Genomic DNA, 23,904 nt, shown 5'->3' on the forward strand with positions numbered 1-23,904 from the left:
CCAGGGAGCCCATCACTCGTGCTCTTGGCGGGGCGCTGCCAGCACGGGGTGGGCGCTGCCGCCGCCGTGCGGGTTGTGCGAGATGGGCGCCACGTGCGTGCCGTGCTCCACCAGCGGGCGGTTGCCGGCCAGCTTGCGCAGCAGCACGTAGAAGACGGGCGTGAGGAACAGGCCGAAGGCCGTCACCCCGATCATTCCGGAGAACACGGCCACGCCCATGGCGCTGCGCATCTCGGCGCCGGCACCGCTGGAGAGCACCAGGGGCAGCACACCCATCACGAAGGCCAGCGAGGTCATCAGGATGGGGCGCAGCCGCAGGCGGCTGGCCTCGATGGCGGCCTGCACGGGGGTGCGCCCGGCAAACTCCAGCTCGCGCGCAAACTCCACGATCAGGATGGCGTTCTTGGCCGACAGACCCACCAGCACGATGAGCCCGATCTGCGTGAACACGTTGTTGTCGCCCTTGCTCAGCCACACCCCGGTCATGGCCGCCAGGATGCCCATGGGCACGATCAGGATGATGGCAATGGGCAGCGTCAGGCTTTCGTACTGCGCGGCCAGCACCAGGAACACCAGCAGGATGGCCAGCGGGAACACCAGCACGGCGGAGTTGCCGGCCAGGATTTCCTGGTAGGTGAGCTCGGTCCACTCGAAGGTGATGCCCTGGGGCAGCGTCTCTGCGGCAATGCGCTCGATGGCGGCCTGGGCCTGGCCCGACGAGTAGCCGGGTGCAGGGCCGCCGTTGATGTCCGCGGCCAGGTAGCCGTTGTAGCGCATGGCACGCTCGGGGCCGAAGCTCGGCTCCATCTTCATCAGCGCCGACAGGGGCACCATCTCGCCGGTGGCAGAGCGCACCTTGAGCAGGCCCACGTCTTCAGCCCGCGCGCGGTAGGCCGCATCGGCCTGCACACGCACGCTGTAGGTGCGGCCAAACTGGTTGAAGTCGTTGGCGTACAGGCTGCCCAGGTAGATCTGCAGCGTGTCGAAGATGTCCGTCACCGGCACACCCAGCTGGCGCGCCTTGGTGCGGTCGATGTTGGCGTACAGCTGCGGCACGTTGACCTGCCAGCTGGTGAACAGGCCGGCCAGCTCGGGCGTCTGGTAGGCCTTGGCCATGAAGGCCTTCACGGCGCTGTCCATGGCCTGGAAGCCCAGCGACGCGCGGTCTTCGATCTGCAGCTTGAAACCGCCGGTGGTGCCCAGGCCCGCCACGGGAGGTGGCGGGAACATGGCGATGAACGCATCCTGGATGCTGCCGAACGACTGGTTCAGCTGGCCTGCCACGGCGCCGCCGCTCTGGTCGGCGCGGGTGCGCTCGGCAAAGGGCTTGAGCGTGGCGAACACGATGCCCGAGTTGGAGCTGTTGGTGAAGCCGTTGATCGACAGGCCGGGGAAGGCGATCGCGTCTTCGACGTTCGGGTTCTCCTTCATGATCTCGCCCATGCGGCGGATCACGTTCTCGGTGCGGTCCAGCGTGGCGCCGTCAGGCAGCTGGGCAAAGCCGATCAGGTACTGCTTGTCCTGCGCGGGCACGAAGCCGCCGGGCACGATCTTGAACAGGCCCACCGTGGCACCCACCAGCGCAAGGTAGATCACGAACATCAGTGCCTTGCGGCCGATGACGCGCTTGACGCCGCCGCTGTAGGCCTCGGAGCCGCGGTGGAACAGGCGGTTGAAGCCGCGGAACAGGCCGCCGAACACCTTGTCCATGCCGCGCGTGAGCGCGTCCTTGGGCTCGTTGTGGCCCTTGAGCAGCAGCGCGCTGAGCGCGGGCGACAGCGTCAGCGAGTTGATCGCCGAGATCACCGTGGAGATCGCAATCGTGACCGCGAACTGCTTGTAGAACTGCCCCGTGAGCCCGCTGATGAAAGCCAGCGGTACGAACACCGCCACCAGCACCAGGGCGATGGCGATGATGGGGCCGGACACTTCCCGCATGGCGCGGTAGGTGGCCTCGCGCGGGGTCAGGCCCGCCTCGATGTTGCGCTCGACGTTCTCCACCACCACGATGGCGTCGTCCACCACGATGCCGATGGCCAGCACCAGGCCGAACAGGGAGAGCGCGTTGATCGAGAAACCCAGCAGGTGCAGCACCGCGAACGTGCCCACTACCGACACCGGCACAGCCAGCAGCGGGATGATGGATGCGCGCCAGGTCTGCAGGAACAGGATCACCACCAGCACCACGAGGGCGATGGCTTCGAGCAGCGTGTGGATGACCGACTGGATCGACGCCCGCACGAACTGCGTGGGGTCGTACGCAATGCGGTACTCCACGCCTTCGGGCATGTTCTTCTGGATCTCGTCCATGGTCTTGCGCACGTTGGACGAGATGTCCAGCGCGTTGGAGCCCGGCGCCTGGAACACGCCCATGCCCACGGCCGGGTCGTTGTTGAGCAGCGATCGCAGCGAGTAGTCGGCTGCGCCCAGCTCCAGGCGGGCGATGTCGCGCAGGCGCGTCACCGCGCCGTCGGCACCGGTCTTGACGATGATGTCGCCGAACTCTTCTTCGGTCTGCAGGCGGCCCTGGGCGTTGATGGACAGTTGCAGGTCCACGCCGGGCAGGCCGGGCGATGCGCCCACCACGCCGGCGGCGGCCTGCACGTTCTGGCCGCGGATGGCGGTCACCACGTCGCTGGCCGACAGGCCGCGCTGCGCGACCTTTTGCGGGTCGAGCCACACACGCATGGAGTAGTCGCCGCCGCCGAAGATCTGCACCTGGCCCACACCGCCGATGCGGGCGAGACGGTCCTTCACATTGAGCACCGCGTAGTTGCGCAGGTAGTCGATGTCGTAGCGGTTGTTGGGCGAGACCAGGTGGACCACCATGGTCAGGTCCGGCGCGCTCTTGACGGTGGTGACGCCCAGGCGGCGCACTTCCTCGGGCAGGCGCGGCTCGGCCTGCGACACGCGGTTTTGCACCAGCTGCTGGGCCTTGTCGGGGTCGGTGCCCAGGGCAAAGGTCACGGTCAGCGTCATGACGCCGTCGGTGGTGGCCTGGCTGCCCATGTAGAGCATGCCTTCCACGCCGTTGATGGATTCCTCCAGCGGCGTGGCCACGGTCTCGGCGATCACCTTGGGGTTGGCGCCCGGGTACTGTGCGCGCACCACCACGGAGGGCGGCGCGACTTCAGGGTATTCGGAGATGGGCAGACCGCGCAATGCGATGAGCCCCCCGAGGAAGATGAGCACCGACAGCACCCCGGCGAAGATGGGGCGGTCGATGAAGAAGCGGGATAGATTCATGGATGCAAATTCCTGGTGTCGCTCTGGCCCGTGCTCACGCGGCAGGCGACTTGGTGTTGTTCTTGGCTTCCTTGCGATCACCCGCAATCTCGGCCTTGGCGGTCATGGGGACGGACTGGGGCGCCACCACGGCACCGGGGCGCACGCGCTGCAGGCCGTTGACGACGATGTTCTCGCCCGCCTTCAGGCCCGACGTGACCACGCGCAGGCCGTCGATGGGCGCGCCCAGCGTGACTTCGCGGTACTCCGCCTTGTTGCCTTCGCCCACCACCATCACGAACTTCTTGTTCTGGTCGGTGCCTACGGCACGCTCGTTGATCAGCAGGGCCTGGGTGTCGCGCGCCTGGCCCATGCGGATGCGGGCGAACTGGCCGGGGATGAGTGCGCCGTCTTCGTTGTCGAACACGGCACGCACGCGCACCGTGCCGCTCTTGGCGTCCACCTGGTTGTCGATGAGCTGCAGGCGGCCGGTGTGCGGCGTGCTGCCCGCGGTGCCAGTGCCCATCTGCACAGGAATGCGCTCGATGAGTTGGCGCGCGCTGTGGCCCCGTTGGCTGCTTTGCAGGTCGGCCAGCGCCTTCACCACGATCTGCTCGTCGGTGTCGAAGCTGGCGTAGATGGGGCTCACCGACACCAGCGTGGTCAGCACCGGCGCGCCGGCACCGGCAGCCACCAGGTTGCCCACGGTGACTTCGATGCGGCCTACGCGGCCCGCCACGGGTGCACGCACCTGGGTGTAGCCAAGGTTCAGCTTGGCGGTCTGCAGCGCGGCCTGGGCGGCGCGCAGGTTGGCGTCGGCCTCCCTCTGGGCGTTCAGGCGCTCGTCGTGCTCACGCTGGGCAATGGCGCGTTCTTCGAGCAGGCGCGTGGCACGCTCCATCTCGCTGCGGGTGTAGGACACGCGGGCCTGGGCGGCGACCACCTGGGCTTCGGCGCGGTCGACTTCGGCCGCATACGGCGCGGGGTCCACGGTGACGAGCAGGTCACCCTGCTTGACCAGCGAGCCTTCGCGGAAGTGCACGGCCTGCACGGCGCCCGAGACGCGCGGTCGCACGTCCACACGCTGCACGGCCTCGAGGCGGCCGGAGAATTCATCCCACAGCGAGATGTCCTTTTGCACCACGGCAGCGACCGACACCGGCATGGCGGGCGGCGTGGCGCCTTCGCCGTTGGCCTGGGCCGTGGGCGCCTGGAAGACGAGGACCAATGCAGCCACGGCAGCGGTGACGGCGGTGGCGATGGTGGCCAGGCCCAGGGGGCGGTTCTTGGAGAGCGGGTTGGTGGTCATGGTCGTTTCAATCAATCGTTGAGGCGGGCGTTGCAGGCGCGCCAGGGAAGTTGTTGTCTGCGCCACGCGGTGCAGACGCGCAAGAGGCAAAGGTCACGGCGGGATGGACGGGCAGTCTCGGCAATGACACGGTGGAAAGGTCAAGGCCCCGGCCGGCACGCCCGGGGCGTCGGCCCGCCTGTGTCACAAGACGCTGCGGCGCAGCGTTCTGTGACCGGCGGGGTGGCTGCAGGCAGCCGTTGAAAAGTGCGTTGTGTTGTTCACGTTGTTATTTCCTCCGTATCGTTGACGTCAGTAGCTCCGCGCGCCGTCCAGCCCCTCACGGGCACGGCGTGCAGAAATGCGCGGGCAAAGCTGTTCCCTCCGGCACGGCGTGCCGGAAAAATCAGCGTTGAAAACCAGGGGGTCGGTAGAGAGACTGCAGTATCGGACCTCAACTTACGTTGAGGTCAACACCTTTTTGCAGCCGGGGGGTGCGGTCAGGAAGGCACCGGACATCGGGTGGCCTCGAAGAACTGGCGGAACTGCTCCTGCGCACCAGCGGCACAGGGGCATTCGTGCGGGCCTGTCTGCGTTTGCAGCAGGGCATCGGGCCACTGCGCGGCCTTGGCAAACACATGGCAGGTGACCTGGAGCCCGGCAGCTTCCAGCCGGGCGGCATAAGCCACCGCCTCATCGTGCATGGGGTCGGTGTCGCCCACCAGCACCAGCGTGGGCGGCAGGCCCGCCAGGCGGCGCGCTGCACCGGGCACGGCGTAGGGGTGGTCCGCATCGCGCGGGCAGCTCAGGAAATTGCGCCACCCCTCGGACCACTTGCAGCCGGTGGCGTCGCCCGTGGCTTCGCGCAGCGACGCCGTGCCCACGCAGGGGTCCAGCATGGGCGACAGCAGGATCTGTCCGGCCAGCGGCGGGTGCGACTGGTCGCGCGCCATCAGGCTCACGGCTGCGGCCAGGTTGCCGCCCGCCTCTTCACCGGCCAGGTACACCAGCGAGCCCTGCCCGCCCAGCTTGGTCCGGTTGCGGTGCACCCACTTGAGGACGCTGTAGCCGGTGTCCACCGGCTGGGGGAACGGGGTGAGCGGGTAGGCGACCGACACCACCACAGCGCCCACGCTCTCCAGCAGCGACGCCACGGTGCAGCCATTGTCCAGGTCGCCCGAGGTGAATGCGCCGCCGTGAAAATGCACCACCACCGGAGACACCTTGCCCGTTTTCTTGCGGCCATACATGCGCACGGCCACGTCCTGCCCCGCCGCCACCTCAATGGTGGAATCGGTGCACACGGACGCCGCCTTGGACACCTTGGCAGGTGCGGCGGTCGGCTGCGATGTAGAGGATGGCGAAGACGGTCTGTCGGGCTGCATGGCATGTACCCAGGGAATGGAGGATGGGATAAATGTAGTGGTTCAGGCCCACGGGATAAACAGGCCAAACACCACTGCACTGTTTCCAAAAGCTCAACAATCAAACGGCGGCTTGCGTGTGAGAATTCCTCAGCACCCACTGGTGGGTGCTGCAGTCCGGATTGCAGTTTCAGATTTCAAGGAGAAGCCATGGACCAGATACAGGCCATGCGCATATTCGTGCGGGTGGTGGAGGCCGGCACGTTCACCCGGGCAGCGGATTCGCTTTCGCTGCCCAAGGCCACGGTCACCAAGCATGTACAGGCGCTGGAGGAGCGCCTGCGCGTGAAACTGCTCAACCGCACCACCCGCCGCGTGACGGTGACGCCCGACGGCGCCGCCTACTACGACCGCACGGTGCGCCTGCTGACCGACCTGGACGACATCGAGGCCAGCATGACCAACGCGCGCGCCAATCCGCGCGGGCGCTTGCGCATCGACGTGGGGACGTCGGTGGCGCAGTTGCTGCTGATCCCGCACCTGGCGGAGTTCCATGAGCGCTACCCGGACATCCAGCTCGACCTGGGGGTGAGCGACCGCATCGTGGACCTGATCGGCGACAACGTGGACTGCGTGATCCGCGGCGGCGAGCTGAGCGACCAGTCGCTGGTGGCGCGGCGCATCGGCAACCTCGAATTCATCACCGTGGCATCGCCCGACTACCTGGCGCGCAAGGGCACGCCCGCGCACCCGCTGGAGATCGAGGAAAAGCACACCAGCCTGCTGTACTTCTCGCCGCACTCGGGGCGGCACTACCCGCTGGAGTTCCGCAAGGACGCCGAGTCCATCGACATCTCCGGCCCCTACCAGCTGAGCGTGAACGAAGCCAATGCGTATGTGACGTCGCTGGTGGCGGGGCTGGGCATCGGGCAGATCACGAGCTTTCAGGCCGAGAGCCACCTGCAGGGCGGCACGCTGGTGCAAGTGCTGCCCGAGTGGACGCAGCCCCTGCTGCCGGTGTATGTGGTGTACCCGCCCAACCGCCATTTGAGCGCCAAGGTGCGCGCCTTTGTCGACTGGGCGGCCGAGCTGTTCCAGCGCGAAGCCCAGATGCAGCGCAAGGGGTAGACCCGCCTGCGCCGGCCTGCGGGCTGGGTGCCGCATTACCCGGCGCCTGAAGGGGCTCCACCGGCCAGCGGGCCCGCCGGCTCCCATGCCGCGATGGCAGGCCACCAGCCCGCTCCCAGGCGCTGCGGGCATCTGCGGTCTGTATGCTTCAGGGGATGAGCATTTCTGAGACCCCACCGCCCGCCACGCCGGGAACCCCGGCACCCGACGAAGCCCCCGCCCCGGTTGCCAAGCCCGTCCAGCCCCGCAACCCGCTGCACGGCGTGACGCTGGAGGCCATGGTGGTGGCCCTGGCGGACTATTTTGGCTGGGATGAACTGGGCCAGCGCATTCCCATCCGCTGCTTCCAGAGCGACCCCAGCGTGGGATCGAGCCTCAAGTTCCTGCGCAAGACGCCCTGGGCGCGCGAAAAGGTCGAAAGCCTGTACCTCTTCATGCTGCGGGATCAAAAGCGCAACAACGAGGGCTGAGCCGGAGGGTTGCCGGCCTGCCGCGCCGGCAAAGCCACGGCGGCCAGCCCCTCCCCTGGCCTGCCTCGACCGTCAGTCGCCCGCCGCCACCAGGAAGTCGCGGCTGATGCCCCCGCCCAGGTCGTTGACCCGGTCGAGGAACTGCGTGAGGAACGCATGCAGGCCCGTCGACAGGATCTCGTCGATGCGCCCGTACTGCAGGTCGGCCAGCAGGCGGCCCGCGCGGCGCTGGGTTTCGGCCGACTGCTGGTTGGCCACCACGCTGAGGTTGTCCACCACCTCGCGCATGCAGGCGTGCAGGGACCTGGGCATGTCGCGGCGCAGCACCAGCAGGTCGGCCACACGGCCCGGGGTGATCACGTCGCGGTAGACCTTGCGGTACACCTCGAACGCCGAGACGCTGCGCAGGATGGAGCTCCAGTGGTAGAAGTCGGCCTCCTGGTTGCGCTCGCTTGCGCGGCCGAAGAAGTCGTTTTCCACCGCGTGGAACTTCACGTCCAGCAGCCGCGCCGTGTTGTCGGCGCGCTCGAGGAAGGTGCCCAGCCGCAGGAAGTGAAAGGCCTCGTCCTGCAGCATGGTGCCCAGCGTCACGCCGCGCGACAGGTGCGAGCGGTATTTCACCCACTCGAAGAACTGGCCGGGCTCACGCTCGAAGGCGCCGCTTTCCAGCACGCGGTGCAGCTCCAGCCAGGTCTGGTTCTGCGTCTCCCACACCTCGGTGGTGAGCGCCCCGCGCACGGCCCGCGCGTTTTCGCGCGCAGCGCGCAGGCACGACAGGATGGACGACGGGTTCTCGCCATCGCGCACCATGAATTCCAGCACGTTGTGGGGCGTGACTTTGCCATGTTTGGCGGTGTAGGCGGGAATCAGCTCGCTGATGGACAGCAGGCCTTCCCAACCCTCCTGCACCACGTCGGCAGACTGGGGCAGGAGCGAGGTCTCGTAGCTCACATTGAGCATCCGGGCGGTGTTCTCCGCCCGCTCGGTGTATCGAGACATCCAGAACAGGTGATCGGCAGTGCGGCTCAGCATCTCAAAATCCTCCCTGTGTTTGTGTCATCCCATCCATCGACTGCGACTGCGATTGCGACTGCGACTGCGATTGCGACTGGGTCTCCGGCCGCGGCGCTGCTGCGGCGGCGTGTTCGCCCAGCACCCAGGTGTCCTTGGTGCCGCCGCCCTGGGATGAATTGACGACCAGAGACCCCTCCTTCAGCGCCACGCGCGTGAGGCCGCCCGCGGCCATCTGCACCTCGCGGCCGCTGAGCACGAAGGGGCGCAGGTCGATATGGCGCGGCGCGATGCCGGCGTCCACATAGGTCGGGCAGCTCGACAGGCTGAGCGTGGGCTGCGCGATGTAGCCGGCCGGGTTGGCCAGCAGCGCGCGGCGAAAGTCCTCGATCTCGGCCTGCGTGGCCGCGGGGCCGATGAGCATGCCGTAGCCGCCGGCGCCGTGCACTTCCTTGACCACGAGGTCCTTCAGGTTGGCCAGCACGTGCTGCAGGTCGTCCTGCTTGCGGCACATCCAGGTGGGCACGTTCTTGAGGATGGGTTCCTCGCCCAGGTAGAAGCGGATCATCTCGGGCACGTAGGGGTAGACGGACTTGTCGTCGGCCACGCCGGTGCCCACTGCGTTGCAGATGCCCACGTTGCCGGCGCGGTACGCCTCCATCAGGCCGTAGCAGCCCAGCGTGGAGTTGCGGCGGAACACCTGCGGGTCGAGGAAGTCGTCGTCCACGCGGCGGTAGATCACGTCCACCCGCTGCAGGCCGCGCGTGGTGCGCATGTAGACGAACTTGTCCTTGACCACCAGGTCCTGCCCTTCGACCAGCTCCACGCCCATCTGCTGCGCCAGGAAGGCGTGTTCGAAGTACGCGCTGTTGTGCATGCCGGGCGTGAGCACCACCACCGTCGGCTCGTCGGCCGCCGCGGGCGCGCTGGCGCGCAGGGTCTCGAGCAGCATGTCGGGGTAGTGCGCCACCGGCGCGACCTTGTGCAGGCTGAACAGCTCGGGAAAGAGCCGCATCATCATCTTGCGGTTTTCGAGCATGTAGCTCACGCCGCTGGGCACGCGCAGGTTGTCTTCGAGCACGTAGTACTCGCCCTCGCCCTGCGCGTTGGGGGCGCGCACGATGTCGATGCCGGCGATGTGCGCGTAGATGTTCTGCGGCACGTGCAGCCCGGCCATCTCGGGCCGGTACTGGGCGTTGTTGACGATGAGGTCCTGGGGCACGATGCCGGCGCGGATGATGTCCTGGCCGTGGTACACGTCGTGGATGAACCGGTTGAGCGCGGTGACCCGCTGCACCAGCCCCAGCTGCATGCGGCTCCACTCGTGCGCCGGGATGATCCGCGGGATCAGGTCGAACGGGATCAGACGCTCGTTGCCGGCGCCGCCCTCGTCCTTGGCGCCGTAGACGGCGAAGGTGATGCCCACGCGGCGAAAGATCATCTCTGCCTCGGCCCGGCGGGCCTGCATCACGTCAGGGGGCTGTTTGCTCAACCACTGCGCATAGCGCTTGTAGTGTTCCCGCACATCGCTGCCCTCAAACGGCAGCATGGCGTACATCTCATCAAATTTCTGCATGAACGGGCCTCCTGCACGCAGGATAGCAAGTTGTGAGCCCACCTCCGGCCTGGTGGCCCCTTGGCGCGGCCTGCGCTTGCAAAAAGTCCGCTCAACCGGGTCGCGGCGCCATATCGTGCTGCCAGTAATGCCTGGCACCGTCGCGTTCGCAGCCGACTTCGTCCGGCCGCGCCGATGACCAGGTGGCGGCGCCGCACCGGGCGGACTCCACCACGCGGATGCCTCGCGCGCGGTAGCGCTCGAACACATCGGGCGCCGGGTGGCCGAAACGGTTGCGGTAGCCGGCCTGCACCAAAGCGGTGCGAGGCTGGACCGCCTCCAGAAACGCGGCGGTGGACGACGTCTTGCTGCCATGGTGCGGCACCAGCAGCACGTCCGCCCGCACCGGGGCGCCGCGCGCCAGCAGCGCCTGCTCCTGCGGCGCCTCGATGTCGCCGACGAGCAGGGCGACCGGCGGGTCTGGCCTTGCCCCCTGCCCCGCCGCCGTGACACGCAGCACGCAGCTCAGTGCATTGGGGCGGCGGGCCTGCGCGGCATCGCCGTCTTGCGGGTGCAGCACCTCGAAGGCCACGCCATCCCAGCTCCACTGCTGGCCCTGCAGGCAGGGCTTGACCGGGCGCAGCGCCTGCAGCGCGTTGTCGGCTTCGATGGAGCCGGTGAGCTCGGCCTGCGGCTGCTGCGCCAGCACGGCCGGTGCGCCACCTGTGTGGTCGATGTCGCGGTGGCTGAGCATGAGCACGTCCACCCGCTCGCCCAGCGCGCGCAGCAGGGGCACCAGCACGCGGTGGCCCGCATCGCTCTCACGGCTGAAGCGCGGGCCCGCGTCGTACAGCAGCGTGTGCGTGGCCGTGCGCACCAGCACCGCATTGCCCTGGCCGATGTCTGCCGCCAACAGCTCGAACTGGCCCGCCGCGGGCCGCGCCGGCTGCCACGCCAGCAGCGGCCACAGCAAAGGCAGCGCCAGCAACCGCAGCCGCCAGGGCAACCGGGTGGCCAGCAGCGCGCCGCCCGCCACGGCCGCCACGCCCGCCCAGAGAGGCGCCACAGGCAGAAAGACCACCGCCCAGGGCCACTGCGCCAGCCATTGCAGCAAGACGGCCAGCGGCTGCAAGGCCAGCGCCGCCAGGCTCCACAGCGGCGCCCACAGCACGCCGCCCAGCGCCAGCGGGGTGACCACCAGCGTGACCCAGGGGATGGCCACCAGATTGGCCGCAAAGCCGACCAGCGACACCTGGCCGAACAGCAGCACGCCCAGCGGTGTGAGGGCCAGCGTCACCACCCATTGCTCGCGCAACAACGAACGAAAATGCCCTCCACCGCTCGATCCATGAGCGCCACCAGCTATCGAATTAGTAGCAAACAGCACACCGACCGCCACGAAGCTCAGCCAGAAGCCCGCCTGCGCCAGCGCCCACGGGTCGGCCACCACCACGGCGGCGCAGGCCAGGAGCCACACCTGCGGCCACGGCCACCGCCGGCCGCTGAGCTGCAGCAGCGCGATGGCCGCCAGCATGATCACCGTGCGCTGGGCCGGCACGCCCCAGCCGCTGAACAGCGCGTAGCCAGCCGCCAGCAGCCAGCGCCACCGACTGCGCCGGGGCCCGCAGGCACAGCCGGGTGGAACGGCGCCACAGCGCACGCACGGCCAATGCCGCCAGCCACGCGAAGAGCGTGATGTGAAGCCCCGAGATGCTCATCAGGTGCGCCACGCCTGTGGCGCGGAACACGTCCCAGTCGGCGCGGTCGATGGCGCGCTGATCGCCTGTCACCAGTGCCGCCACCACCCCGGCGATGCGGGCACGGGTCGGGTCGTCGCTGTGCCCATCGTGCACCAGCCGCTCGATGATGGCGTCGCGCACCGCCTGCCGTGCGCGCTCCACGGGGTGCTGCCAGGTCGAACCGAGCAGCACCGGCGCCTCGTCCTTGGGACCGGCGCGCACATAGCCGGTGGCCTGCACGCCCTGCTCCCACATCCAGAGTTCGTAGTCAAACCCGTGGGGGTTGCGCAGGCCGTGCGGCGCTTTCATCCGCACGGTCAGGTCCCAGCGCTCGCCGGCACGCAGGGCGGGCGGCGGGCGCTGCAGGTCGGCCACGCCCGCCGCATCGCGAAACGCGCCGCCGTACCACGCGACCTCGATGCGCGGCGGCAACGGCACGGGCGCGCCCTGCAGCAGCGCGGTCTCCACATCCAGGCGCAGGCGGGTGCCTGCCTCATTGCTTTGGGGCATGGCGGCCACCATGCCGGTGACGCGGATGTCGCGCCCTTCCAGCTGCGGCGACAGCGCCTGGCCCAGGTAGTCGGCAGACCGCAGGCCGCTGCTGCCGAACAGGGCGAGCCCACCGGCCGCAGCGGCCAGTGCCATGGCGGCGATGGGCATCCACCCAAGGTCCGCGGCCCTTGTGCGGCCCACAGCCCATGCTGCCAGCGCAAGAACACACGCAGCCACCAGCAGGACGGCGTACGCGGTGGCGCGCCACAGCGCAGGTTGCTGCAGTTGCAGCGCAGCGCCCGCCACGGCGCCCAGCAGCAGGGCGGGCACCAGCCAGGGCCGGGGTGGGCGTGCAGCCTGTGCGGTGGGCCGTGCGGCCTGCTGTGCCCCCACGCCACCGTCTTGCGCCATGCCGCCGGCCCGGGGTGACGGCCGGGCCGGAACGGCATTAGAAGCGCTTATGTGGGGCATGGGCTGATGCTAATGCGCAGGCAGCGCGCCGCGCCGGTGGCAAGCGCAGTCGGCTGTGTAACACTCGCGGCCACCCGGGCGCTGTCTGCCGGCCGCAACGCCACGCAAGCGCATGCACCTGCGCTCGCACGCACGCCCCGACGTCCACCCCTTTGATCATCAAGGAACCACCATGAGCGTTTACGACAAGCTGACAGAACTCAACATCACCCTGCCACCGGTGTCGGTGCCCGCCGCAGCCTACGTGCCGTTCGTGCAGACCGGCAATCTGGTGTTCCTGTCGGGCCACATCGCCCGCAAGGACGGCAAGCCCTGGGCTGCGCAGTTCGGCCGCGACATCGGCACCGAAGAAGGCAAAACGGCCGCACGCGCAGTGGCCATCGACCTCATGGGCACGCTGCAGGCCGCCTGCGGCGGCGACCTGAACCGGGTCAAGCGCATCGTCAAGCTCATGAGCCTGGTGAACTCCACCGGCGACTTCACCGAGCAGCACCTGGTGACCAATGGCGCCAGCGAACTGCTGGGCCAGGTGTTTGGCGACAAGGGCGTGCACGCACGCAGCGCGTTCGGCGTGGCGCAGATCCCGATGGGTGCCTGCGTCGAGATCGAGCTGATCGCTGAATTGGCCTGATGACTGCCGAGGCCTCGGAGTTCAAGAGCCCCGGGAGCCCTGGAACCCCGCCTTCAGAAGGACTCCCAGTCCTCCTCGGCGCCCTGGGCCAGGGCGGGTGAGCGGGCCGGCGCCGTCTTTGCAGGCGTCTTTGCAGGCGCCTTGGCAGCGGGCTTGCCGGTGGCCTGCGCACCCTGCGTGATGCGCGGCGCGGCGGTCTTGGCCACCGCCATGGGTTGGGATGCGGCAGGCCTTGCGACTGGCTTAGCAGCCGGCGTATGCGCTGCCCGCATCGGCTCCACCGCACCGCCGTAAGCCGCTCCATTGACCTTGAACACCGAGACCACCTGCGCCAGGTGTTCCGCCTGCTCACGCAGGCTCTGGGCCGCTGCCGCACTTTCCTCCACCAGTGCCGCATTCTGCTGGGTCATCTGGTCGAGATTGCCCACGGATTGGTTCACCTGCGTGATGCCTGCGCTCTGCTCGGAAGACGCCGAGGTGATCTCGCCGATCATGTCGGTCACGCTTTGCACCGAGCGAACGATGTCGGTCATGGTGCTGCCTGCGTCGGCCACCAGGCGGGTGCCGGTCTCCACCTTCTCCACCGAGGCGCTGATCAGCACCTTGATCTCCTTGGCGGCTTCGGCGCTGCGCTGCGCGAGGCTGCGCACCTCGCTGGCCACCACCGCAAAGCCGCGGCCCTGCTCGCCGGCACGCGCGGCCTCCACCGCGGCGTTGAGCGCCAGGATGTTGGTCTGAAAAGCGATGCCGTCGATGGTGCCGATGATGTCCGAAATCTTGCGACTGCTCTGGTTGATGTCCTCCATGGTGGACACCACCTGCGTCACCACCGAGCCGCCGCGCTCGGCCACGCCCGTGGCGCTGGCGGCCAGGGTACTGGCCTGGCGGGCACTGGCCGCGCTCTGCGCGATGGTGCTGGTGAACTCCTCCATCGCTGCCGCGGTTTCCTGCAGGTTGCTCGATGTCTGTTCGGTGCGCGCCGACAGGTCATGGTTGCCGGTGGCGATTTCTGCGCTGGCGATGGCAATGCTGTCCGTGCTCTGGCGCACCTGGTGCACCATGCGTCCGAGCGAATCGCTCATCGCATACTGCGAACGCAGCAGGTCCCCGAACTCGTCACCGCGCGTGACCGCTGCCTGCTCGCTCAGGTCGCCCGCAGCGATCTTGGCCGCCAGGTCGTTGGCCTGCGCCAGCGGACGCTGGATGCTGCCAATCAGGTAGTACGCACCGGCGACGATGGCCGCCAGCAAGGCCGCCACTGCGACGGCCGCGATCTTGACGGTGAGCATGCGCGACTCGGCCATGTCGGCCAGGCGCGTTTGAGCGGTCTTTTGCTGCAGGTCCACAAAGTCGCGCAGCGCCGTCAGGTAGGTCGTCACGGCCGGGTTGTAGCTTTGCTTGACCAGCGTGACCGCGTCCTCGGCCTTGCCGTCGGCCTTGAGCTGGCGCGCCTTGCCGCGCAAGTCGATCATGGCCTTGCGTGCATCGGCGATCTTCGCCATCTGCGCCTTGTCTGCATCCGACAGTGTCATGGCCTCGAGCGACTTCTGCACTTCGGTGATCTGGGCCGACGTGGCGGTGATCGCGTCCTTGAATTCGGCCTCGACCGCCGGATCGCTGCTGACGATGAGCGCCTGGGTGCGTGCCGCATTGGTTTCGGTGAGCCCAGCCCAGCGGATGGCGGCCCCGACACGGGCCTGCATCTCGCGGGACACCTCGTCGGCTTCGGCCTGTACCTTGGCCGACCGATAGGCGGAAAAGCCCACCACACCGGCCAGCATGACCACGATGAAGAGGACGGCGAGCCACAGCTTCTGGGCTATTCGGATGCGTTGGAACATCATGTCTCCTCAAGTTGTGGGTTACTTCAGGCAAATCTGCCAATGTCAGCCTTTGATCCGGGAGACTGTTTGCACCGCCAGCCCGCACCTGCTCAGACATTTTTTTACATATGGTGCGCCTGTTCGGCCTTTTCTTCCAATCCGTAGCAACCCGTGATGTGCTGCGACGCAACAAAAAAGCCACCCGGCAGGGTGGCTTCAGGGTGGCTTGATTGGAGCGCCGGTGGCGGTGGGGCGCACGCTCCGCGGGTGGTGTCATTCCACGCGCGTGACGGCCGAGGGCTTGAAGCCCAGGTCCGCCGCCTTGCCCTTGCGCCCCCGCGCAGCGCGGGCGTTGTTCAATGAACGGATCTCCAGCGTCTCGTCGCGCTGCTTGCCACCGCGGCCGATGCCGTCGATGCGGATGCTGCGCGTGTACGCCGCGGCGCCCGCCAGGGTGTCCTTGTCTTCCAGGTCGATCAGCATCAGGCCCCGGCCGCCATTGGCCATGGTTTTCAGTTCGGCGATCTCGAACGTAAGGATGCGCCCGCCCGCCGAGGCGCAGGCCACGTGCGTCGCCGGCGCCAGGGCGGGAACGCTGGTGCTGGACGTCCCCGCGGCGTGGGAGGGCTGGCACAGCGTCTCGCCGTCGCCCAGGGTGATGAACGACTTGCCGCCCTTCTGGCGCGAGACCATGTTCTCGACCGACGCCAGAAAGCCGTAGCCGCCCGAGCCGGCCAGCAGCAGCGAGGCCTGCGCCGGTCCGGCAAAGTAGTACAGCAGCTGCGTGCCCGACTCCAGCTCGATCAGCGTGGTCACCGGCTGGCCGTCGCCCCGCGCGCCCGGCAGCGCCGACACCGGCACGGAATACACGCGCCCGTTGCTGCCGAAGGCCAGCAGCGTGTCGACCGTGCGGCATTCGAAGGTGTTGTACAGGCCGTCGCCGGCCTTGAAGGCAAAGCTGGCGGACTCGTGGCCATGGCCGGTGCGGGCGCGCACCCAGCCCTTTTGCGAGACGATCACCGTCACTGGTTCGTCCACCACCTTGACCTCGGCCACGGCCTTCTTCTCGGCCTGGATCAGCGTGCGGCGCGCGTCGGCAAAGGTCTTGGCATCGGCCTCGATCTCCTTGACCATCAGGCGGCGCAGCGAGCTGGGGTTGTTCAGGATGTCTTCGAGCTTGCCCTGGCTTTCGCGCAGCTCCTTGAGCTCCTGCTCGATCTTGATCGCCTCCAAGCGCGCCAATTGGCGCAGGCGGATTTCAAGGATGTCTTCGGCCTGCCGGTCGCTGAGGTTGAAGCGCGCGATCAGCGCGGCCTTCGGGTCTTCCGCTTGGCGGATGATGGCGATCACCTCGTCGATGTTGAGCAGAACGATCTGCCGCCCTTCGAGGATGTGGATGCGCTCCAGCACCTTGCCCAGGCGGTGCTGCGTGCGGCGGGTGATGGTGGCCTGGCGGAAGGCAATCCACTCTTCCAGCATCTGCCGCAGGGATTTTTGCGTGGGCTTGCCATCGAGCCCCACCATCGTGAGGTTGATAGGGGCCGACGACTCAAGGCTGGTGTGCGCCAGCAGCGCGGTGATGAGTTCCTGCTGCGGCGTCTTGCCGGTCTTGGGCTCGAACACGAGGCGCACGGGCGCGTCCTTGCTGGACTCGTCGCGCACGACGTCCAGCACGGCCAGCATGCTGGCCTTGAGCTGCGTCTGGTCCTGCGACAGCGCCTTCTTGCCGGTCTTGACCTTGGGGTTGGTGATCTCTTCGATCTCTTCCAGCACCTTCTGCGTGCTCACGCCCGGGGGCAGTTCGTTGACCACCAGTTGCCACTGGCCGCGCGCCAGGTCCTCGATCTTCCAACGTGCGCGCACCTTGAGGCTGCCGCGGCCGGTGCGGTAAGCGTCTGCAATGTCGGACGCCGCGCTGATGATCTGGCCGCCGCCCGGGTAGTCCGGGCCCGGCACCAGCGCCATCAGGTCTTCCTGGCTCAGGGCGGGGGTCTTGATGAGCGCAACGCAGGCATCAGCGATCTCGCGCAGGTTGTGGCTGGGGATTTCGGTGGCCAGGCCTACGGCGATGCCGCTGGCGCCGTTGAGCAGCGCGAACGGCAGGCGTGCTGGCAGCTGGCGCGGCTCCTGAACGCTGCCGTCGTAGTTGGGCATGAAGTCGACCGTGCCTTCGTCGATCTCGTCGAGCAGCAGGCCGGTGATGCGCGACAGGCGCGCCTCGGTGTAGCGCATGGCCGCAGCGCCATCGCCGTCGCGGCTGCCGAAGTTGCCCTGGCCGTCGATCAGCGGGTAGCGCTGGGCAAAGTCCTGCGCCATCCGCACGAGTGCGTCGTAGGCCGACTGGTCACCGTGCGGGTGGTACTTGCCCAGCACATCGCCGACCACGCGGGCGCTCTTGACCGGCTTGGCCGCCGTGTTGCGCGTGGGGCCGCTGTAGCCCAGGCCCATGCGGTCCATCGAGAACAAGATCCGCCGCTGCACGGGCTTGAGGCCATCGCACACATCGGGCAGCGCGCGGCCCTTGACGACCGAGAGCGCGTACTCCAGGTACGCGCGCTGGGCGTAGCTGGCCAGGCCCTGGGAATCGCCGCCGTCGTCGGAGGCCGGAAAATCGAGAGTGGGTTGGTCGCTCATTCGTTCTTGTTGGATTCAGATTCAATCGGTGGGGGCGTCTGCGCCACCCGCGTGGGTGGCAGGTTGCCCCGGTTCACGGCGCCGCCCGACAGCTCCATGCGCACGCGGCCCGGCGCGGCGCGCTGGGCCAGCACCGGAGCCGGCGGCTTGAGCTGGTGGTACAGGCCCATGACGGTGCGCACATAGTTTTGCGTTTCCTTGTATGCCGGCACCTTGTTGCCGGCGCGCTGCACCGCGCCCTCGCCCGCGTTGTAGGCCGCCAGCGCCAGGTCCAGCCGCTCGGGAAACATGTCGATCAGGTGGCGCAGGTAGCGCGTGCCCGCAGGCACGTTCACGGCCGGGTCGGCCAGTTTCTTCTCGACCGAGCGCTTGGCGTCGGCACTGACCCCGAAGCGCGTGGCGGTGGCCGGCATCACCTGCATGAGCCCCACCGCACCCTTGGGCGACACGGCGCCCGCGTCGAACCCGGACTCGGTGGCGATCAGGGCCTGGAGCAGTTCATAGTCGATGTCATGCCGGGCCGCTGCCGCGCGCAGATGGTGCTTCACCCGCTTGTAGTCCGGCGCGATGTCGAAAAAGGCCAGCAGCCGCGCGCCTGCCGGGGGCAGCGCGTTCGGCATGGGCGGCGCACCTGCGGGTACATCGCGCGTGGAGTCGAACTCGTTGCCCTTGAAGAACAGGTGGTAGTTGGCATCCACCTGCTCCGGCGCGAAGTGCGTCACGCCGCGCGCGTCGACAAACGCCCACAGGTCGGCCTGGGCCGCGCCATGCGCCAGGCACAGCAGCAGGCCCGCGCACGCCAGGCGCAGGCGGTCAGATGTCGATGTCGACCGCATCGCCATGCAGTTCCATCAGCTCGCGGCGCGAGGCGGCTTCACCCTTGCCCATGAGCTTGGTGATCAGTGCCTCGGTCGCGGCGAAGTCCATGTCGCCCAGCTGCACCGGCATCAGGCGGCGGGTGTCGGGGTTGAGCGTGGTTTCCCACAGGTGCTCGGCGTTCATCTCGCCCAGGCCCTTGAAGCGGCTGACCTGGCACTTCTCGCGCGCCACGCCGTCCTTGGCGCATTTGTCGAGGATGGCGGTGAGCTCGCCCTCGTCCAGCGCATACATCTTGGCTGCAGGCTTCTTGCCGCGCGCCGGCACGTCCACACGGAACAGCGGCGGGCGCGCCACATAGATGTGGCCGGCCTCGATGAGCTTGGGAAAGTGGCGAAAGAACAGCGTGAGCAGCAGCACCTGGATGTGCGAGCCGTCCACGTCGGCGTCACTCAAGATGCAGACCTTGCCGTAGCGCAGGCCCGAGAGGTCGGGCGTGTCGTTCGGCCCATGCGGGTCCACGCCGATGGCCACCGAGATGTCGTGGATTTCGTTGTTGGCGAACAGGCGGTCGCGCTCCACCTCCCAGGTGTTGAGCACCTTGCCGCGCAGCGGCAGGATGGCCTGGCTTTCCTTGTCGCGGCCCATCTTGGCGCTGCCGCCGGCCGAGTCGCCCTCCACCAGAAAGACTTCGTTGTGGGCCAGGTCGCGGCTTTCGCAATCAGTCAGCTTGCCGGGCAGCACGGCTACGCCGGAGCCCTTGCGCTTTTCGACCTTCTGGCCGGCCTTCTGGCGGGTCTGCGCGGCCTTGATGGCCAGTTCGGCCAGCTTCTTGCCGTAGTCGACGTGCTGGTTGAGCCACAGCTCGAGCGCCGGCCGCACGAAGCCCGACACCAGGCGCACCGCATCGCGCGAGTTGAGCCGCTCCTTGATCTGGCCCTGGAACTGCGGGTCCAGCACCTTGGCACTGAGCACGTAGCTCGCGCGGGCGAACACGTCTTCGGGCAGCAGCTTCACGCCCTTGGGCAGCAGGCTGTGCAGTTCGATGAAACTCTTGACCGCGTTGAACAAACCGTCGCGCAGGCCGCTTTCGTGCGTGCCGCCGGCGCTGGTGGGGATCAGGTTGACGTAGCTCTCGCGCATGGGCTGGCCGTCTTCGGTGAAGGCCACGCACCACGACGCGCCCTCGCCCTCGGCAAAGCTCTCGTTGTGGCGGTCGGCAAAGCCCTCGCCTTCGAACAGCGGGATCACCGGCTCGCCGTGCAGCGTCTGCATCAGGTAGTCGCGCAGGCCGCCCTTGTACTGCCAGGTTTGCGTGTCGCGCGTCTTCTCGTTGACGAGCTGCACCGTCACGCCCGGCATCAGCACGGCCTTGCTGCGCAGCAGGTGGGTGAGCTCGCCCATGGGCAGCGCGCTCGACTCGAAATACTTGGCGTCGGGCCACACGCGCACCGAGGTGCCCTGCTTGCGCTCGCCCACTTCCAGGGCGCGCGCCACCAGGGGTTCGATCACGTCGCCGGCAGAAAACACCAGGCGCGCCATCTTGCCTTCGCGGTAGCTGGTGGCTTCGAGCCGGGTGGCCAGCGCGTTGGTGACCGACACGCCCACGCCGTGCAGGCCACCGGAGAAGCTGTACGCGCCGCCCTTGCCCTTGTCGAACTTGCCGCCCGCATGCAGGCGGGTGAACACCAGCTCGATCACCGGCGCCTTTTCTTCGGGGTGCATGCCGAAGGGGATGCCGCGGCCGTCGTCTTCGACGCTCACCGAGCCGTCGGCGTGCAGCGTGACGCGGATCTTCTTGCCGTGGCCGGCCAGGGCCTCGTCGGCGGCGTTGTCCAGCACTTCCTGGATGATGTGCAGCGGGTTGTCGGTGCGGGTGTACATGCCCGGGCGCTGCTTGACGGGCTCCAGGCCCTTGAGCACACGGATGGACCCTTCGGAATATTCACTACTGGCGGACACGGAAGACGGTTTGGCAGACATAGCGGCGGATTGTAGTGCGGCAGCGGGCCAATAGCTGGATGAAAAACCAGTGACGGTAGCACTGTCAAAGACGGTGGTGACGGTCCACGCGGTGCCGGGCCGCGAGAACGGGCCTGCGTTGGATGAACAGTGGGGCCGTTGGGGCCAGTTGCAACACACGAGGGTACTGTCGTGCTGAAGGCGGGGCCGCAACCCCGCTGCCAACTGTATTGGTTACCGGTGTATCAGCGCGTTTCGCCCAATCTGGCTACATTCCTGCGCATGCATATGAATACTCCCAAACTGTCCATGCTCCAGGTGCTCGCCTGCGGCGCGGCCATCGTGACGCTGTCCATGGGTATCCGCCATGGGTTCGGGCTCTGGCTGCTGCCCATCACCCAGGAGATGGGCTGGACGCGCCAGTCGTTCGCGCTGGCCATCGCGATCCAGAACCTGTCCTGGGGCGTGATCGGCATCTTTGCGGGCATGGCGGCCGACCGGTTCGGGGCGTTCCGGGTGCTGATGGGCGGTGCAGTGCTGTACGGCCTGGGCCTGGCGGGCATGGCCCTGTCGCCCACGCCCACGCTGTTTGCGCTGACCGCTGGGGTGCTCATCGGCGCCGCGCAGGCCGGCACCACCTACGCCGTGATCTACGGCGTGCTGGGGCGGCAGATTGCGCCGGAGCGCCGGTCCTGGGCCATGGGCGTGGCAGCCGCGGCGGGATCGTTCGGACAGTTCCTCATGGTGCCGGTGGAGGGCTGGCTGATTGCGGGGCTGGGCTGGCAGCAGGCGCTGCTGGTGCTGTCGATGGCGGTGCTGCTCATCGTGCCGCTGGCCTTCGGCCTGCGCGAGCCGGGCTTCAAGGGAAGCGCACCAGTCAAGCGCGAGCAGACCATCGTGCAGGCGCTGGGCGAGGCGTTCCGCTACCCCAGCTTCAATTTGCTGATGGCCGGGTATTTCGTGTGCGGCTTCCAGGTGGTGTTCATCGGGGTGCACATGCCCAGCTACCTCAAGGACCACGGCCTGTCGCCGCAGGTGGCCAGCTACGCGCTGGCGCTGATCGGCCTGTTCAACGTGCTGGGCACCTACGTGGCCGGCACCCTGGGCCAGCGCATGCCCAAGCGCTACATCCTGGCCTTCATCTACTTCGCCCGTGCCGCGGTGATCACCGTGTTCCTGATCGTGCCGCTGTCGCCGATGTCGGTATATGTGTTCTCCGCCGTGATGGGCACGCTGTGGCTGTCGACCATTCCACCCACCAACGCCACCATCGCCCAGATCTTCGGCGTGCAGCATCTGTCGATGCTGGGCGGCTTCGTGTTCTTCAGCCACCAAATCGGCAGCTTTCTGGGCGTGTGGCTGGGTGGCTACCTCTATGACGCGACGGGCAGCTACGATATCGTCTGGTACATCGCCATCGGGCTCGGGGTGTTTGCCGGCCTGGTGAACCTGCCGGTCAAGGAAAGCCCCATCGCGCGCAGCACGCCCCAACCCGCCTGACCATGACACCTCAAGCCGCCGCCCCCAGACCCGCGTCCGCCGACGCACCGGCCAAGCCTGCGCGTGCGCTGCGCTGGCTGGCCGGTGCGGTGGCGGTGCTGGCCTGCCTGGCGGTGTTCGGCCTGTACACGGCGCCGGACTTCATGGTGATGCTGGCCGACCAGATGTGGGCCTGCTTCTGAGCTGCGCAGGCCGGGCCTGCCCCGGGGATTCAAGTCTTTTTGGCTGCTACCGCGCTTCTGACTAGCGCTAGCAGCTATTATTTTCATAGCATATGCACGGTCATGAACTGGCGTCCGAATGGGTGCGCCGCTGGAGCCACCTGATCGCCCCTGGCAGCACCGCCCTGGATGTGGCCTGCGGTGCGGGCCGCCACCTGCGCTGGCTGCGCGGCCTGGGCCACGCGGTGGTGGGCGTGGACCGCTCGGTTGAGGCCTTGGCAGCCTGCGAGGGGCTCGGCGAGTTGCTGCTGGCGGACATCGAAGCAGGGCCGTGGCCCTTGGCGGGGCGCCAGTTCGGCGCCGTGGTGGTCACCCACTATCTGTGGCGGCCGCTGCTGCCCGTCATCGTGCAGAGCGTGGCGCCGGGTGGCGTGCTGATCTACGAAACCTTTGCGCAGGGCAACGAAACCGTGGGGCGCCCTGCCCGGCCTGAATTCCTGCTGCAGCCGGGCGAATTGCTCGCGGCCTGCGCGCCGCTGCGCACTGTGGCGTACGAGGATGGCTTCCTGCAAGATCCCGGCCGTTTCGTGCAGCGCATCACATCGGTACGGGAACTCCCGCACGCGGGGAGTCCGCCCCGGCACCCTTTGGTCTCGCCGCCTAGTTAGAATGCTCTTTTACCGTTTTACAACGCGGACATGACCCTCCCCAGCGCCCCCCTTACCGGCAGCATCGTCGCCCTCGTCACCCCCATGCACGAGGACGGCAGCGTGGACTACCCCACCCTGCGCAAACTGATCGACTGGCACATCGCCGAAGGCACCGACTGCATCGGCGTGGTGGGCACCACGGGCGAGTCGCCCACGGTCAACGTTCAGGAGCATTGCGAGATCATCCGCGTCGCCGTGGAGCAGTCTGCCAAGCGCGTGCCCATCATGGCCGGCTGCGGCGCCAACTCCACCGCCGAAGCGATCGAGCTGGCCAAGTTCGCGCGCGGCGTGGGCGCCGACAGCCAGCTGCAGGTCGTGCCCTACTACAACAAGCCCACGCAAGAGGGCCAGTTCCAGCACTTCAAGGCGATTGCCGAAGCCACGGGCGACCTGCCCGTGGTGCTGTACAACGTACCCGGCCGCTCCGTGGCCGATATGCAGCACGACACCGTGCTGCGCCTGGCCGAAGTGCCCGGCATCATCGGCATCAAGGAAGCCACCGGCAACATCGAGCGCGCCCAGTGGCTCATCCGCGATGTGCCCGAAGGCTTTGCGGTGTACTCGGGCGACGACCCGACCGCCGTGGCCCTGATGCTGTGCGGCGGCCACGGCAACATCAGCGTGACGGCCAACGTGGCACCGCGCCTGATGCACGAACTGTGCGTGGCCGCGCTGGCAGGTGATGCCAAGCGCGCACTGCAGATCCAGTTCCAGCTGATGCCCGTGCACAAGAATCTGTTCGTCGAAGCCAACCCCATCCCGGTCAAGTGGGCCATGGCCCGCATGGGCCTGTGCGGTGGCACCATGCGCCTGCCCATGACTCCCTTGTCCAGCGGCAACGAAGCCATCGTCGAATCTGCGCTGCGCACGAGCGGCCTGATCTAATCCGGGCCGCGCCCGCACCTGACACTTCAAGGATTTCCG

16 protein-coding genes and 1 pseudogene are annotated in these 23,904 nt (G+C 67.8%); 7 read left to right on the forward strand and 10 right to left on the reverse strand.

What is annotated here, in order from left to right:
• Positions 1-12: 12 nt before the first annotated feature.
• From ACIGHN_RS22605 to ACIGHN_RS22615, 3 genes are all read right to left on the reverse strand, one after another.
• Complete coding sequence (locus ACIGHN_RS22605; RefSeq protein WP_396506219.1) at positions 13-3,246, reverse strand: efflux RND transporter permease subunit; 3,234 nt, start codon at positions 3,244-3,246, stop codon at positions 13-15.
• A gap of 34 nt (positions 3,247-3,280) precedes the next feature.
• Entirely contained in the window at positions 3,281-4,534 is a 1,254-nt protein-coding gene (locus ACIGHN_RS22610; protein ID WP_396506221.1) for an efflux RND transporter periplasmic adaptor subunit, read from the reverse strand.
• Between the two features lie 479 nt (positions 4,535-5,013).
• The gene (locus tag ACIGHN_RS22615; RefSeq protein ID WP_082486161.1) at positions 5,014-5,898 is read right to left on the reverse strand and encodes an alpha/beta hydrolase; all 885 of its coding nucleotides are present in this window, start codon (positions 5,896-5,898) and stop codon (positions 5,014-5,016) included.
• 189 nt (positions 5,899-6,087) lie between these two features.
• On the opposite strand from ACIGHN_RS22615, the gene ACIGHN_RS22620 reads away from it, so the two are divergent.
• Positions 6,088-7,005: a LysR family transcriptional regulator gene (locus tag ACIGHN_RS22620; RefSeq protein ID WP_056411800.1), complete on the forward strand. Its 918-nt coding sequence runs from the start codon at positions 6,088-6,090 to the stop codon at positions 7,003-7,005.
• A 155-nt stretch (positions 7,006-7,160) separates the two neighbouring features.
• A complete protein-coding gene (locus ACIGHN_RS22625; RefSeq protein ID WP_082486162.1) occupies positions 7,161-7,475 on the forward strand; it encodes a VF530 family DNA-binding protein in 315 nt (104 codons plus the stop codon).
• Between the two features lie 72 nt (positions 7,476-7,547).
• Here the strand turns inward: ACIGHN_RS22625 and ACIGHN_RS22630 are convergent, their stop codons facing one another.
• The 3 genes and pseudogenes from ACIGHN_RS22630 to ACIGHN_RS22640 form a co-directional block, all read right to left on the reverse strand.
• Complete coding sequence (locus ACIGHN_RS22630; protein WP_056411801.1) at positions 7,548-8,507, reverse strand: alpha-E domain-containing protein; 960 nt, start codon at positions 8,505-8,507, stop codon at positions 7,548-7,550.
• 1 nt (position 8,508) lies between these two features.
• Complete coding sequence (locus ACIGHN_RS22635; protein ID WP_396506224.1) at positions 8,509-10,062, reverse strand: circularly permuted type 2 ATP-grasp protein; 1,554 nt, start codon at positions 10,060-10,062, stop codon at positions 8,509-8,511.
• A 91-nt stretch (positions 10,063-10,153) separates the two neighbouring features.
• A pseudogene (locus ACIGHN_RS22640) lies at positions 10,154-12,683 on the reverse strand (DNA internalization-related competence protein ComEC/Rec2).
• 232 nt (positions 12,684-12,915) lie between these two features.
• On the opposite strand from ACIGHN_RS22640, the gene ACIGHN_RS22645 reads away from it, so the two are divergent.
• Positions 12,916-13,374, forward strand: coding sequence for a RidA family protein (locus tag ACIGHN_RS22645; protein ID WP_056173733.1), 459 nt, complete (start codon positions 12,916-12,918; stop codon positions 13,372-13,374).
• Positions 13,375-13,427: 53 nt separating this feature from the next.
• Here ACIGHN_RS22645 and ACIGHN_RS22650 read toward each other — a convergent pair whose 3' ends face one another.
• From ACIGHN_RS22650 to ACIGHN_RS22665, 4 genes are all read right to left on the reverse strand, one after another.
• On the reverse strand, positions 13,428-15,215 hold the full coding sequence (locus ACIGHN_RS22650) for a methyl-accepting chemotaxis protein (RefSeq protein WP_396506226.1): 1,788 nt from the start codon (positions 15,213-15,215) through the stop codon (positions 13,428-13,430).
• A gap of 255 nt (positions 15,216-15,470) precedes the next feature.
• Positions 15,471-17,831, reverse strand: coding sequence for a DNA topoisomerase IV subunit A (parC, locus tag ACIGHN_RS22655; protein ID WP_396506228.1), 2,361 nt, complete (start codon positions 17,829-17,831; stop codon positions 15,471-15,473).
• Positions 17,828-18,667, reverse strand: coding sequence for a lytic transglycosylase domain-containing protein (locus ACIGHN_RS22660; protein WP_396506230.1), 840 nt, complete (start codon positions 18,665-18,667; stop codon positions 17,828-17,830). Before ACIGHN_RS22660 ends, parC begins: the two co-directional genes overlap by 4 nt.
• The gene (locus ACIGHN_RS22665; RefSeq protein ID WP_396506232.1) at positions 18,645-20,630 is read right to left on the reverse strand and encodes a DNA topoisomerase IV subunit B; all 1,986 of its coding nucleotides are present in this window, start codon (positions 20,628-20,630) and stop codon (positions 18,645-18,647) included. The genes ACIGHN_RS22660 and ACIGHN_RS22665 overlap by 23 nt, the downstream gene beginning before the upstream one ends.
• Positions 20,631-20,891: 261 nt before the next feature.
• On the opposite strand from ACIGHN_RS22665, the gene ACIGHN_RS22670 reads away from it, so the two are divergent.
• The 4 genes from ACIGHN_RS22670 (at position 20,892) to dapA (ending at position 23,865) form a co-directional block, all read left to right on the forward strand.
• Positions 20,892-22,109 carry an MFS transporter gene (locus ACIGHN_RS22670; protein ID WP_056411813.1) on the forward strand — a complete coding sequence of 406 codons (1,218 nt, stop codon included), beginning with the start codon at positions 20,892-20,894 and terminating at the stop codon, positions 22,107-22,109.
• 2 nt (positions 22,110-22,111) lie between these two features.
• Positions 22,112-22,291 (forward strand): hypothetical protein, encoded by a 180-nt coding sequence (locus ACIGHN_RS22675; RefSeq protein ID WP_396506234.1) that lies wholly within the window; start codon positions 22,112-22,114, stop codon positions 22,289-22,291.
• Positions 22,292-22,383: 92 nt separating this feature from the next.
• Entirely contained in the window at positions 22,384-22,938 is a 555-nt protein-coding gene (locus tag ACIGHN_RS22680) for a class I SAM-dependent methyltransferase (RefSeq protein ID WP_396506236.1), read from the forward strand.
• Positions 22,939-22,968: 30 nt separating this feature from the next.
• Entirely contained in the window at positions 22,969-23,865 is an 897-nt protein-coding gene (gene dapA, locus ACIGHN_RS22685) for a 4-hydroxy-tetrahydrodipicolinate synthase (RefSeq protein ID WP_056411817.1), read from the forward strand.
• The last annotated feature ends 39 nt before the right edge of the window (positions 23,866-23,904 follow it).

The sequence above is a fragment of the Acidovorax sp. NPDC077693 genome (assembly GCF_044542805.1).
Classification (GTDB): Bacteria; Pseudomonadota; Gammaproteobacteria; order Burkholderiales; family Burkholderiaceae_C; genus Acidovorax.

Bases quoted from the DNA above. Each gene is read 5' to 3' on its own strand.
- ACIGHN_RS22675 (WP_396506234.1), top strand. From the start codon at position 22,112: ATGACACCTCAAGCCGCCGCCCCCAGACCCGCGTCCGCCGACGCACCG.
- ACIGHN_RS22620 (WP_056411800.1), top strand. From the start codon at position 6,088: ATGGACCAGATACAGGCCATGCGCATATTCGTGCGGGTGGTGGAGGCC.
- ACIGHN_RS22680 (WP_396506236.1), top strand. From the start codon at position 22,384: ATGCACGGTCATGAACTGGCGTCCGAATGGGTGCGCCGCTGGAGCCAC.
- ACIGHN_RS22645 (WP_056173733.1), top strand. From the start codon at position 12,916: ATGAGCGTTTACGACAAGCTGACAGAACTCAACATCACCCTGCCACCG.
- ACIGHN_RS22660 (WP_396506230.1), bottom strand. From the start codon at position 18,667: ATGCGGTCGACATCGACATCTGACCGCCTGCGCCTGGCGTGCGCGGGC.
- ACIGHN_RS22605 (WP_396506219.1), bottom strand. From the start codon at position 3,246: ATGAATCTATCCCGCTTCTTCATCGACCGCCCCATCTTCGCCGGGGTG.
- ACIGHN_RS22650 (WP_396506226.1), bottom strand. From the start codon at position 15,215: ATGTTCCAACGCATCCGAATAGCCCAGAAGCTGTGGCTCGCCGTCCTC.
- dapA (WP_056411817.1), top strand. From the start codon at position 22,969: ATGACCCTCCCCAGCGCCCCCCTTACCGGCAGCATCGTCGCCCTCGTC.
- ACIGHN_RS22665 (WP_396506232.1), bottom strand. From the start codon at position 20,630: ATGTCTGCCAAACCGTCTTCCGTGTCCGCCAGTAGTGAATATTCCGAA.
- ACIGHN_RS22635 (WP_396506224.1), bottom strand. From the start codon at position 10,062: ATGCAGAAATTTGATGAGATGTACGCCATGCTGCCGTTTGAGGGCAGC.
- ACIGHN_RS22630 (WP_056411801.1), bottom strand. From the start codon at position 8,507: ATGCTGAGCCGCACTGCCGATCACCTGTTCTGGATGTCTCGATACACC.
- ACIGHN_RS22610 (WP_396506221.1), bottom strand. From the start codon at position 4,534: ATGACCACCAACCCGCTCTCCAAGAACCGCCCCCTGGGCCTGGCCACC.
- parC (WP_396506228.1), bottom strand. From the start codon at position 17,831: ATGAGCGACCAACCCACTCTCGATTTTCCGGCCTCCGACGACGGCGGC.
- ACIGHN_RS22615 (WP_082486161.1), bottom strand. From the start codon at position 5,898: ATGCAGCCCGACAGACCGTCTTCGCCATCCTCTACATCGCAGCCGACC.
- ACIGHN_RS22670 (WP_056411813.1), top strand. From the start codon at position 20,892: ATGCATATGAATACTCCCAAACTGTCCATGCTCCAGGTGCTCGCCTGC.
- ACIGHN_RS22625 (WP_082486162.1), top strand. From the start codon at position 7,161: ATGAGCATTTCTGAGACCCCACCGCCCGCCACGCCGGGAACCCCGGCA.